Below are 13,229 nucleotides of genomic sequence, written 5' to 3'. Positions count from 1 at the left end.
ACTTTTGAGTGAGCAGGGCTAAAGATGCAGTCATTTGAGCATAAATTTGTAATTTTGACCAATTATGGTGAATTTATTTCATTATCAAAACTATCTAACATATTGATAAGTATACATAAGTTAATTTGGCATGATAATTGCTTCATAAACTTTGACGAATTTTAAAACGTCTGAATAAGACGGTAACTAATAACACTGTTATGGAGATGACAACAATGAACCGCCAACGCACAACTTGGAGCATCGCGTTTTGTATGATTGCTGGAGTAACTCTAGCGAGTATCCCATTCACCGCGACTGCGCATGCGCAAGAAGAAAAAAATATTGAAGCGGAATATACGGTCACAGCTGCTACTGAAATAGAGTTCGACTCAGGTGTAGGAACAATCACCTTTGAACGTACCGAAGGCGACGTAATGCACGTTGCAATTCGTGCTTATAAAGACGACGACACCTTTTTCAATAAAGACGGACATGTTGAAGATGCGGAGCTTGAGGCTAAGCAATCTGGCAACCGCATTACGCTCAGCATACCGAAGCAAGATGGTATTCAAGTTGACTGGGTAATCAAATTGCCTAAAGTTGCACGCGTTGATACCGATTTGGGCGTGGGTGTTATTGAAGGTGAGCTATGGACAACCAACCTCCAATTTGATCTTGGTGTTGGTGAAGTTAATCTCGATTTATATGGTGATTATGCGAGTGTAAAAACCGATGTCGGTGTTGGTGATAGCACCATCAAAGGGAAAGGAAATATCGAGAACAACCGCTTTTTAATGACGGCAAACAGCCGCGCGTATTCGAATGGTGAAAGCCGCATCAACATTGATAACGGCGTTGGCGATGTAACCGTTCATATGCATTAAGCGCCCGCCTATAAGCAATAAAAAACCCGCTCAAGAGGCGGGTTTTTTGTTGGGCTTTATCCAATCACATGTTTGGATATGTTGGACCACCAGTGCCCTCTGGGGTAACCCAGGTAATATTCTGCGATGGGTCTTTAATGTCACAGGTTTTACAGTGAATGCAGTTTTGCGCATTTATTTTAAATACGGCTTCTCCATTTTCCTCAACCACTTCATAAACACCAGCAGGGCAGTAGCGTTGAGCTGGTTCTGCATACTCCGGTAAATTCACGTTAAGTGGAATAGACGCATCTTTTAATTTCAAATGACACGGTTGATCTTCTTCGTGGTTGGTATTGGATAAAAATACCGACGAGAGGCGATCAAAAGTGAGTTTATTGTCAGGCTTTGGATAGTCTAACGGTTTGCACTCGCTGGCTTTACGCATTTGGCTATGATCTGTGGTTTCATCTTTGATGGTAAACGGTAGTTTGCCACCAAACCAGTTCTGATCGAGCGTGTTGTATGCACCGCCTAAAATAGTGCCGAACTTGTGAACTGCTGGGCCAAAGTTACGTGAGCGATACAGTTCGTCGTACAACCAAGATTGCTCAAAGCGTTCTGCATAGTCGGGCAATTCAGCTGGAACTTGTTCATTTTGCAAAGCTTCGAAAATGCTTTCCGCAGCCAACATGCCCGATTTCATGGCTGTGTGGTTGCCTTTTATTTTTGCGAAGTTCAATGTGCCTGCGTTACAGCCAACCAGCACACCACCGGCAAAGGTCATTTTGGGTAGGGCATAAAAACCGCCTTTCGTAATGGCCCGTGCGCCATAACTAACGCGCTTACCACCCTGTAGCGTTTTGGCTATTTCGGGATGGGTTTTGAATTTCTGGAATTCACCAAACGGATTCAAATACGGGTTGCTGTAGTTTAAGTCAACGATAAGACCAACATACACCTGACCGTCTTCGGCGTGATACAGGTAACCACCACCGCTGGCTTCATCAGTAAGTGGCCAGCCGGTGGTATGAACGACTAAACCGGGTTGATGCTGCTCGGCAGGGACGTCCCAAATTTCTTTGAAACCAATGGCGTAATGTTGAGGCGATTTGCCTTCGGCTAGGTTGAACTGTTGCTGTAACCGCTTACCTAAGTGGCCGCGACAGCCTTCTGCGAATACAGTGTATTTGGCGCGCAATTCCATGCCGGGTTCGAAGCCAGGCTTTTGTTCGCCGTTGCTATCAAGACCCATATCACCGGTAATAATGCCAGCAACGCGGCCTTCTTCCACGATAATGTCCGCAGCTGGGAAGCCTGGGAATATTTCGATACCAAGTTGTTCAGCTTGTTCAGCCAACCAACGGCAAAGGTTCCCCATGCTGGCTACATAGTTGCCATGGTTATGGAAGGTTTTTGGCACCATAAAACCAGGTAAACGCGTTGCCTTCTCAGCATTTTTGAAGAGCATGATTTGGTCATCGGTAACTGCTGTTTTTAGGGGCGCGCCGCGCTCCTTCCAGTCGGGGATGAGTTCATTTAGCGCGCGCGGCTCAAATACGGCGCCGGACAAAATGTGGGCACCCACCTCAGAGCCTTTTTCTACCACACATATCATGAGCTCTTGCTCGCGTTCTTGAGCTTGCTGCGCTAACCGAATCGCACAGCTTAAGCCAGCAGGGCCGGCACCGACGATAACGACATCAAATTCCATACTTTCGCGTTGCATAGTTTACTCCTGATAGGGCACGTAATTGTTAGGGATTGTCGGGTTTGCCAACATCGCTGGCACTTGGTCTGCGGGCACTGGCCGAGCAAGGTAATAACCCTGTGCAGACAAACAATCACGTTGTAATAAAAAATCGACTTGTTGTTGGGTTTCAACGCCCACAGCACTGATTTGAATGCCGCGCTCGTGACCGAATTTAATCATGGTTTCCGCAATCAGTGCTTGTATTTTGTTATGCGGAATATCGCTCATTAAGGGTTGACTGATTTTTAATAAATAGGGCGGACAATGCTGCATCGCTTTAATAGTCTTATAATTTAAGCCCATACCGTCAACCGTTAGCTTCACACCCAGCTCTTTCAATTTAGCCAAAATACCATCCGGTTGGCAGGCATGGCTGCAATACAGTTCTTCACGTATTTCAATCTGAAGGTTTTCTGGCGGCACCTGGTTTCTGCGCAGATTATTTGCCAATAATTCTGGCAGTTCTGGCAGTGCGAGTTGCTTTCCGGAAAGATTGATACCGATGGTGAGTTCAGTATTACCATCCTTGAGCCAAGCGCGGTAATCAGTCAGTACGCGTTTTAATAAGTTATCCGTTAATGGAACAATCAGCCCCGTGTCTTCAATCAGCGGTAAAAACTGATCGGGCAGGGCGAGTTCGCCATCATCTTGCCGCCAGCGCATGAGTGCTTCAAAACCAGTAATGGTTTGGGTTCGTAAATCAAACACCGGCTGATAATGCACTTCGACACGATTGGTTTCGACAGCTTTGTGCAACTGTTCTAAAACGAATTGACGTTTTGAGAGCTCGGATTGTTGCGTACGGGTGTAAATATTGATGCCATGGTAGTCGAACTTCTTGGCTTGATTCAGCGCGGCATCGGTATGGCGCAGCAAGTTATCCGCATCAAAGTCAGCGTCATTGGCGAACGCAATACCCATTGAAGCTGAGGCGTAGACTTCGTGGCTATTGATATAAAATTCTGGTTTAACTATACGAACCAACTGCTCTGCGATTTCCATCGCTTGTTCGTCAGTCGTTACCCCTTGTTTAATAACTAAAAATTCATCGCCACCAATACGCGCGATAAAGTCAAAATTGACCACACAGCGCTGCAAGCGGTGGGCAAGGCGTCGCAATAGTTCGTCACCGATTTTGTGGCCTAGCGCATTATTAATATCTTTAAAGTGATCAACATTCAGTTGAATGGCAACCAGCTGACCTTTTTCGGTGGCAAGCTTGGGCAAGGTTTCGTGCAAGTAGCGCAGCAGCGCGTTGCGGTTGGGCACTTCGGTAAGAGCGTCGTGTTCAGAAAGAAATGCCAGTTGTTTCTCCACTTCGTCACGTTTCTTTAGCTGAGCGCCAAATTCATTTTTATCATGTTGTATCGACTTGATGGTCTGCTCATACGTGTTCATGCGAAAAACTAGTAGCATGAGAAAACCAGTCATAAACATGCCAATTAAAGGCACGACATAAGAATTGACGAGATGCAACTGAGAAAACTTTTCAGCGGTTGGCCATAAATAAAATTGCCAATTGTTGTCGGCCGCGCGAATGGTAAATTCAGCTGACCACTCATGCTTAAGATCAGATTCACCCGAAAAAACATAAATAAGCGTATTATTTTGGCGCACTTCAACTTGATAGCCTTCAATAATATGGTGATGAATGCTTTGCTTGAGCAATTCTTTAACGTCAATAACCAGCGCGATAAAGTAACGCTGCTCGGCCGATGTAACCGGAATAAATAGCGCAAGGTCATGGCTATGCAGTGATAAATTCATCGCATTGACAAGCGCAGTACCTCTGGTCAATTCATTAAGCTTGGCCAGTTGGGGTGAGGTGCCTTGATAACGTGCAACATTCAGTAACTCGTTGCCTGTTAATAGTTCTTGGTCAAGCAGGTTGAAATTTTCATCCAGCACGACAATTTGTCGCACCGACTGATAAAACGTCGACATCGCCTGTTTCAGCATGGGCAGCTGTGCCGCCGGCTCGCGCTCACTGACTTGTAGGAGATCGCTCGCAAGCTCGCCGGCATAGAGCAACCGAATAAGGCTACCGCGAACATTTGACTGAAGGCTTTGGGCATCCGATTGCATGCGTTCATCCACGCGCCGGTGGTCGTACTGCTCCAGCAACACCGCGGCTAGGGCGGTTAAGCCTAAACCAAATATGGCGGTAAATATGAGTGAACGCATGTTGTGCATGGGGAGTTCTTACCCTTGTTGTAGCTCAGCGCGATTCTTAAATTGCGCTAAGGCTTCAGGATTGGCTAATGCATCGGTATTTTTAACCGATTCACCGTGCACCACTTGCCGCACCGCTAACTCGACAATTTTGCCACTGATAGTGCGCGGTATGTCGGTTACTTGTGCAATAACGGCAGGTACATGGCGCGGCGTGGCGTTGGCGCGAATCACTTTACGAATTTCCTGCTGGAGCGCTTCAGTAAGCTCAACGCCGTCACGTAAACGCACAAACAGTACCACACGCTCGTCGTCTTGCCAGCGTTGGCCAATGGCGATACTTTCCAATACCGTTTCAATTTTTTCAACTTGACGATAAATCTCAGCGGTACCAATGCGCACGCCACCTGGGTTGAGTACCGCGTCTGAACGTCCATAAATGATAACGCCTTGATGTTCGGTAATTTCAGCATAATCGCCGTGCGCCCAAATATTATCAAACCGTGCAAAGTAAGCATTGAAATAGCGCTGGCCGTCGTCGTCATTCCAAAAGCCAATTGGCATGCAAGGAAAGCTATTACAGCAAACTAACTCACCTTTTTCTTGGGTCACAGCGACACCTTGATCATTAAATACTTGCACATCAAGGCCGAGCCCTTTGCATTGCAGCTCACCGCGGTATACGGGCAATATCGGATTGCCCAATGCAAAACAAGAAACAATGTCAGTGCCGCCGGAAATAGAGGACAGGCAGATGTTTTGTTTAATGTCGCGGTACACGTAATCGAAACTTTCTGGCGCCAAAACTGAACCCGTTGTGAGAATTGCGCGCAGGGCAGTTAATTGATGTTGCTGGGCTGGCTTGTATTCGGCTTTTTCGAGCGCCGAAAGGTATTTGGCACTGGTACCGAACACACTGATCTTCTCTTGTTCGGCAATATCCCACATGGCTTCAGGCCCAGGATAAAAAGGTGAGCCGTCGAACAGCATTAGGGTAGCGCCTTGAGCGAGGCCAGATACCAACCAGTTCCACATCATCCAGCCGCAGGTGGTGAAGTAGAAGACCACATCGTCACGGTCAATATCGGTATGCAAACCGTGTTCTTTGACGTGTTGCAGCAACGTGCCGCCAATGCCATGTACAATGCATTTTGGAACGCCCGTGGTGCCTGAACTAAACATAATGTATAGCGGCGCATTGAACGGCATGCGAACAAATTCGAGTGTGGTGGCACTGCGATCAAGGTAGTCGCTCCATGCACTTATACCGGCGCTAAATTTTTGTTTAAAACCAGCAAAGTTGACGACAATGGTTTGTTCAACGGAAGTCAGTTGTTCACGAATTGCAGCAACTTTCTCACTGATATCGAGTTGTTTTCCGTTGTAAAAATAACCATCAACAGTGATAAATACTTTTGGTTCTATTTGACCAAAACGGTCAACCACGCCCTGCACGCCAAAGTCTGGCGAGCAGCTTGACCATATGGCGCCTAAGCTGGTGGTGGCCAGCATACCAATGATGGTTTCTATGCAGTTGGGCATCATTGCCGCAACGCGGTCACCGGCGCTAACGCCTTGTTTTTTCAAAGCAGAAGCGAGCGCTGCGACTTCGTGGCGTAACTCTGCGTAGGTGAGTTGCTGACGTGCGCCGTTCTCGCCGCGAAACACGATTGCAATGTGATCGTCATTAAAACGGAGTAAGTTTTCGGCGAAATTTAGCTGCGCATCTGGAAACCATTGCGCGCCGGGCAGTTTGTGCCCATCTACTAATGTACGCTCGCCACGTTCGCCGATAATGTCAAAATAGTCCCAAACCAAGCTCCAAAAGGCTTCATTTTGGTTAACTGACCAAGCGTGCAAGTCAGCATAATTCGCGAATGATTGATTGTGTTTCTGGTTTACGGTTCGCATAAAATCGGTCATGCGCGCCGCAGCAATTTGGCTTGAGTCAGGTTGCCACATTATAGGTGTTGTCATGGTGTGCGATCCTGTTTTGCAAGTTCTGCGATTGCAACGTTCGAGCGCGGGCCGTGATTGAGATGTTGGCATACATCAGCACCGGCTTGAACGAGTTGATTTAAGTTGATACCGGTATCTATGCCCATACCGTGCAGCATAAAGACCACGTCTTCCGTGGCCACGTTGCCGCTGGCACCTTTGGCATAAGGGCAGCCACCGAGGCCTGCTACCGCGCTATCTATGGTGGCAACACCCATAGGTAAGCAACTGGCGATATTGGCCAGAGCTTGGCCATAGGTATTGTGAAAGTGCAGCGCTAAATGTTCCATGGGTACTTTAGCGGCTACAGCGCTGAGCATGCGTTGGGCATGAAGCGGCGTGCCGACCCCAATTGTATCGCCTAAGGATACTTCGTAGCAGCCCATCTGCCATAGTTTTTCAGCTACCCAGGCAACGTCGTCAAGGGCCACTTCGCCTTGATAGGGACAGCCCAATACACAACTGACATAGCCGCGTACTTTCATATTACGCGCCTGTGCTGCCGCAATCACGGGTGCGAAACGCTCGAGACTTTCAGCAATACTGCAATTGATATTTTTCTGGCTAAACGCCTCTGATGCTGCGCCAAAAATGGCGACTTCGTCGGCACCAGCAGCTACTGCTGCTTCAAAGCCTTTTAAATTAGGCGTTAAAGCGGCGTAGGTACGCCCAGCCAAGCGTTCGATACCGGCGAAAACGTCACTGCTATCAGCCATTTGCGGCACCCATTTAGGGCTCACAAACGCGCCGGTTTCAATGTATGTTAGGCCGGCATGGCCCAATGCGTTGACCAATGCAATCTTGGCTTCAACCGGCACGGCAAGTTCGTTTTGCAGGCCATCACGCGGGCCGACTTCAACAATTTTCACCTGGTTAGGCAATGCCATGGGGTGTCCTTATTCGTCTTTTAAACTAATGAGCTCGGCACCATCGCTAACTAAATCACCGGCCTGGTAGAATACTTGATCAATTTCGCCATCGCGTGGTGCGCGAATGGTGTACTCCATTTTCATGGCCTCCATGATCACCAAGGCTTGGTCGGCAGTCACGTTATCGCCTGCGCCAACCATAACTTGAACGACCGTGCCGTTCATCGGTGCAGTGAGTGTGCCGGCCGCGGTTTCTTGCTCAAGTGTATCGGTTACGTTGTGGCGATTAAAGCGTAAACTCGCATGTTCTGTCATGACGACGATTTCATGCGCTGCACGCATCACGTGCGCTTTAAAGCGACGGCCGTTACGGGTAAAGAATAATTGTTCACCGATACGATCAACCTGCCATGCGGCGTCATGCTCGGCTTGGTACCACGCGTTGTCGCGTTCAGCCAAATTGATATCTAGCAAGTCATCGCCATGTTGCAAACTCAAGCCAAATTGGCGTGGCTGATTCATGCGGAAGCTATGCTGAGTCAACCATGGGTTTTCTGACTTGCTGGCTTTCTCATCCAAGCGTTCAGCCAGTGTCGCCATAACGGCGTAGTCATTCACGAAGTGGCTGGTGTCAGTAAATAAGTCTGCGTCATACTTTTCAATAAAGCGGGTGGTTAATTCGGCTTGGCCAAATTTCTTGTGCCCTGCAATACGCCGCAAGAAATCAATATTGGTGCGTACACCCGCAACGCGATAGTCGTTTAATGCTTGAATGAGACGACGTAACGCAATGGTGCGGCTCTCGCCCCATACCACCAGTTTAGCAATCATCGGGTCGTAATAAGAGCTGACTACGTCACCTTCGATAACACCGCTGTCGATGCGCACATGGGCGTTGGCCTGTGGTGGGCGCAGCACATGCAAGGTGCCGGTACTTGGTAAGAACTCGTGTTCTGGGTCTTCCGCGTAAATTCGCGCTTCAAACGAATGTCCATTCACCTCAATTTGGTCTTGCGCAAGTGGCAACGGCTCACCGCTAGCGACCAGTAGCTGCCACGCGACCAAGTCCTGCCCGGTAACCATTTCAGTTACTGGATGCTCAACTTGTAAGCGGGTGTTCATTTCCATGAAGTAGAATTTATTGTCGGTATCGAGCAAAAATTCAACCGTGCCTGCACCGACGTAGTCTATCGCTTGGGCAGCGCGCACTGCGGCTTCACCCATTTCGGTACGGGTTTTGGTACTGATGGACGGCGCCGGCGCTTCTTCAATTACTTTTTGATGGCGGCGTTGCACTGAACAGTCGCGCTCAGCCAAGTAAACGGCGTTGCCGTGCTCATCACAAAAAACTTGAATCTCAACGTGGCGCGGATTACCGATGAATTTTTCCACCAGCATTTTATCGTTACCAAACGAGGCTTGTGCTTCGCGCTTGGCAGAACTTAATGCCTCATCAAACTGTTTCGCGGTTTCAACCACTCGCATGCCTTTACCGCCGCCACCGTAGGCAGCCTTAAGCAGCACGGGGTAGCCGATTTTCTCAGCTTCATTGCGCAATGTTTCAACATCTTGGTCGCTGCCGTGATAACCCGGTACCAGCGGCACGCCAGCTTCGCTCATGATCGATTTAGCCGCGCTTTTTGATCCCATCGCCGCAATGGCACTGGTCGGTGGGCCGACAAAGATGATGTTATTACTGGCACAGGCGTCGGCAAATTCTTCGTTTTCTGATAAAAAGCCATAACCTGGGTGAATGGCATCGGCACCGGTTTCTTTTGCGGCAGCAATGATTTTGTCGATAACCAAGTAACTTTCCGCACTTGGCGCCGGGCCAATGTGAATACTTTCGTCAGCCAGCTGCACATGTTGTGCATTGCGATCGGCATCAGAGTACACCGCGACAGTACGAATACCAAGGTCGCGAGCGGTTCGAATAACACGGCATGCAATTTCGCCGCGGTTAGCAATCAGCAATTTTTGCAACATTGCTTATCCTTATTTGTGTGAAGTTTTCCAGTTCGGCGCACGCTTTTCTAAAAACGCTGTAAGACCTTCTTGGCCTTCGGCCGAAACCCGAATTTCTGCAATGCGTTCAATGGCGATACGCCGCGTACTTGCATTGAGCGGTTGTTGATCAATGGCCAACGCCAGCTGTTTCGCCGCGGTTACTGCCGCGGGGCTATTTGCGACCAAGGCTTCAATAAGCGGTGTTGCTGCCTCTTGCAGATTATCCACCACGTTGTGTACCAGCCCAATACGCGCCGCTTCTTCAGCATCGAAGCGTTCCGCGGTGAGCATGTAACGACGCGCATGGCGGGTGCCTATGGCGCGCATCACATATGGGCTGATGACTGCTGGAATTAAGCCAATTTTAACTTCGCTCAGACAAAAACTGCTGGCTGGGGTGGCTAAAGCGATATCACAGCACGCAGCTAATCCAACCGCACCACCGAAGGCCGCACCTTGCACGAGTGCAATGGTTGGTTTGGGCAGTTCGTCGAGTTCTTGCATTAAGCGCGATAGTTCGCCGGCATCGGCAATGTTTTCGTCGTAGTTTTTGGCAGCCATCGAGCGCATCCAACCTAAGTCAGCGCCGGCGGAAAAATTCTTACCATTTGACTGCAGGACCAACACGCGCGCAGCGTCGTTGTCGCGCACGTGGGCCAAAGCATCAAGAAGCTCAGCAATCATGCTGTCGTCAAAGGCATTATGTACCTTTGGGCGGTTCAGCGTTAGCCAAGCGACATGATTGGTTATCTGTAATTCAATTGCGGTATAAGTCATGCGTGCTCCTTACATGCGGAATACGCCGAACTTGGTGTCGGCAATTGGTGCATTGTTAGCGGCTGCAAGACTTAAACCTAACACCGACCGCGTTTGCGCGGGGTCAATGATGCCGTCGTCCCATAAGCGGGCAGAGGCATAGTAAGGGTGCCCTTGCTTCTCATAGGTGTCGACAATAGGTTGTTTAAGCTTCTGCTCGTCATCGGCGCTCATGGTTTCACCTTTGCGCGCCAAGTTGTCTTTGGTCACTTGCGCCATTACGCCAGCAGCTTGCTCGCCGCCCATGACCGAAATGCGGGCATTTGGCCACATAAACATCAGGGTTGGGTCATAAGCTCGCCCACACATGCCATAGTTCCCGGCGCCGTAGCTGCCACCAATTAATACCGTAAATTTCGGAACCTGTGCACAGCTTACTGCGGTAACCATTTTGGCACCGTGTTTAGCGATACCTTCCGCTTCGTATTTTTTACCAACCATAAAGCCGGTGATGTTCTGTAAAAACACCAATGGAATTTTGCGTTGGGCGCACAACTCAATAAAGTGTGCACCTTTTTGGGCTGATTCAGAAAATAAGATGCCGTTGTTCGCCACAATACCAACCGGGTAACCGTGAATGCGGGCAAAGCCGGTGACTAAGGTGTTGCCGTAATTCTGTTTGAATTCATCAAAATCAGAATCATCAACCACGCGCGCAATCACTTCGCGAACATCATAAGGTTTACGCAGGTCAGTACCGACAATGCCGTACAGTTCTTTGGCATCGAAGCGCGGTTCTTTAACTGCTTCCGGTTTCACAGCTTCAGCACCTTGGTAGTTTAATCGCACCACAGAACGGCGCGCTAATGCCAGGGCATGCTCATCATTCATGGCAAAGTGATCGGCAACACCAGAAATACGGGTGTGAACATCAGCGCCGCCAAGTTCTTCTGCGCTCACTTCTTCGCCGGTAGCTGCTTTTACAAGTGGCGGGCCTGCTAAGAAGATTGTGCCTTGCTCTTTAACGATTATGCTTTCGTCGGCCATGGCTGGCACATAAGCACCGCCAGCGGTACACAAGCCCATGACCACAGCGATTTGCGGAATGCCTTTGGCGGACATGTTGGCTTGATTAAAGAAGATACGGCCGAAGTGGTCGCGATCTGGAAATACTTCGTCCTGACGCGGCAGGTTAGCGCCACCAGAGTCGACAAGATAAATACAGGGCAGGTGACAACGCTCGGCTATTTCCTGTGCGCGTAAATGCTTTTTCACGGTCAGCGGGTAATAGGTGCCGCCTTTTACCGTGGCGTCATTGGCGACGATCATGCATTGCACGCCTTCAACCATACCAATGCCAGCTACCACACCGGCAGCGGGAACGTAGTCTTCGTAACATTCCCACGCCGCGAACTGGCCAACTTCTAAAAATGGCGAGCCACTGTCGAGTAACTTTTCAATGCGCTGACGGGCGAGTAATTTGCCACGTGCAAGGTGACGTTCTTGATACTTCGGGCCGCCACCTTGTTTAATTTGTTCAGCTTTGGCGTACAAATCATCAACAACGCTCTGCATGGCTTGTTGATTGGCCAAAAATGTTTCGTCTTTGGGGTTCACTGTGCTGGTTAATACCGTCACGATTGCGACTCCTGATTCTACTTATGCGGATTCGCTGAACAGCTCGCGGCCGATCAGCATGCGACGAATTTCTGAGGTGCCTGCGCCAATTTCATACAATTTGGCGTCACGCAGCAAACGACCTGTTGCGTACTCGTTAATATACCCGTTACCGCCTAGCAATTGAATGGCGTCGAGTGCGAGTTGCGTGGCTAGTTCGGCGGCATACAAAATTGCGCCGGCGGCGTCTTTACGGGTGGTTTCACCACGGTCACAGGACTGTGCAACGGCATAAACGTATGCACGCGCTGCATTGGTACGGGTATACATGTCAGCGACTTTGCCTTGTACTAATTGGAATTCGCCAATCGCTTTACCGAATTGCTTGCGGTCATGTAAATAGGGAACCACGATGTCTAAACACGCCTGCATAATGCCACATGGGCCAGATGCTAAAACGGCACGCTCGTAATCCAAGCCGCTCATTAATACTTCGACACCACGGTCTAGTTCGCCCAAAATGTTCTCAGCCGGCACTTTGCAGTCTTCAAAAACCAATTCACAGGTGTTTGAGCCGCGCATGCCGAGCTTATCGAGTTTTTGTGCAGTGCTAAAGCCCGGGTAATCTTTTTCAATAATGAATGCTGTGATGCCGCGTGAGTTCTTTTCAGGTGAAGTTTTTGCATAAACCACCAACACATCAGCATCAGGACCATTAGTAATCCACATTTTGTTGCCGTTCAGCACGTAGTGGTCACCTTGCAGGTCAGCGCGCAGTTTCATACTCACCACATCAGAACCGGCATTTGGCTCACTCATGGCCAATGCACCAACGTGCTCGCCGCTGCATAATTTGGGCAAGTATTTCTCTTTTTGCGCTTGATTGCCGTTACGGGCAATTTGGTTCACACACAGGTTTGAATGCGCACCGTAGCTTAGGCCAACGGATGCTGAGGCGCGGCTGATTTCTTCCATAGCAACCACGTGCTCAAGGTAACCCAAGCCTGAACCACCAAATTCTTCAGGCACGGTCATGCCTAATAGACCTAAGTCACCCATTTTGCGCCAAAGGTCAGCAGGGAATTCATTTTTTTCATCAATTTCAGCGGCACGCGGCGCAATTTCGTCACGCGCAAAGGCATTCACAGATTCGCGTATCATTTCTGCGGTTTCGCCAAGGCCGAAATTAAAGGTGGTGTATTGACTGATCAT

At 49.1% G+C, this 13,229-nt stretch carries 9 protein-coding genes; 1 reads left to right on the top strand and 8 read right to left on the bottom strand.

Going from position 1 to position 13,229, the window contains the following annotated elements; translation table 11 throughout:
* Window positions 1-215: 215 nt before the first annotated feature.
* Entirely contained in the window at window positions 216-866 is a 651-nt protein-coding gene (locus tag ACN0UY_RS03435; RefSeq protein ID WP_417665379.1) for a hypothetical protein, read from the top strand.
* 64 nt (window positions 867-930) lie between these two features.
* Here ACN0UY_RS03435 and ACN0UY_RS03430 read toward each other — a convergent pair whose 3' ends face one another.
* Genes ACN0UY_RS03430 through ACN0UY_RS03395 form a run of 8 tightly spaced genes read right to left on the bottom strand, consistent with a single transcriptional unit; the run spans window position 931 to window position 13,229 of the window.
* Window positions 931-2,574, bottom strand: coding sequence for an electron transfer flavoprotein-ubiquinone oxidoreductase (locus ACN0UY_RS03430; RefSeq protein ID WP_417665378.1), 1,644 nt, complete (start codon window positions 2,572-2,574; stop codon window positions 931-933).
* A gap of 3 nt (window positions 2,575-2,577) precedes the next feature.
* Window positions 2,578-4,791: a putative bifunctional diguanylate cyclase/phosphodiesterase gene (locus ACN0UY_RS03425; RefSeq protein WP_417665377.1), complete on the bottom strand. Its 2,214-nt coding sequence runs from the start codon at window positions 4,789-4,791 to the stop codon at window positions 2,578-2,580.
* A 9-nt stretch (window positions 4,792-4,800) separates the two neighbouring features.
* The gene (locus tag ACN0UY_RS03420) at window positions 4,801-6,747 is read right to left on the bottom strand and encodes an acetoacetate--CoA ligase (RefSeq protein ID WP_417665376.1); all 1,947 of its coding nucleotides are present in this window, start codon (window positions 6,745-6,747) and stop codon (window positions 4,801-4,803) included.
* Window positions 6,744-7,655 (bottom strand): hydroxymethylglutaryl-CoA lyase, encoded by a 912-nt coding sequence (locus tag ACN0UY_RS03415; RefSeq protein ID WP_339879357.1) that lies wholly within the window; start codon window positions 7,653-7,655, stop codon window positions 6,744-6,746. Before ACN0UY_RS03415 ends, ACN0UY_RS03420 begins: the two co-directional genes overlap by 4 nt.
* A gap of 9 nt (window positions 7,656-7,664) precedes the next feature.
* Entirely contained in the window at window positions 7,665-9,623 is a 1,959-nt protein-coding gene (locus ACN0UY_RS03410; protein WP_417665375.1) for an acetyl/propionyl/methylcrotonyl-CoA carboxylase subunit alpha, read from the bottom strand.
* Window positions 9,624-9,632: 9 nt separating this feature from the next.
* The gene (locus ACN0UY_RS03405) at window positions 9,633-10,421 is read right to left on the bottom strand and encodes an enoyl-CoA hydratase-related protein (RefSeq protein ID WP_417665374.1); all 789 of its coding nucleotides are present in this window, start codon (window positions 10,419-10,421) and stop codon (window positions 9,633-9,635) included.
* A gap of 9 nt (window positions 10,422-10,430) precedes the next feature.
* Window positions 10,431-12,038, bottom strand: a complete 1,608-nt coding sequence (locus ACN0UY_RS03400) for a carboxyl transferase domain-containing protein (protein WP_417665373.1) — start codon at window positions 12,036-12,038, stop codon at window positions 10,431-10,433.
* 21 nt (window positions 12,039-12,059) lie between these two features.
* Entirely contained in the window at window positions 12,060-13,229 is a 1,170-nt protein-coding gene (locus tag ACN0UY_RS03395) for an isovaleryl-CoA dehydrogenase (RefSeq protein ID WP_417665372.1), read from the bottom strand.

Origin of the sequence: Pseudidiomarina sp. (assembly GCF_048268165.1) — a bacterium.
Classification (GTDB): Bacteria; Pseudomonadota; Gammaproteobacteria; order Enterobacterales; family Alteromonadaceae; genus Pseudidiomarina.
Note: the sequence above shows the minus strand (reverse complement) of the source record. Positions and strands in the feature narration are given on the sequence as shown.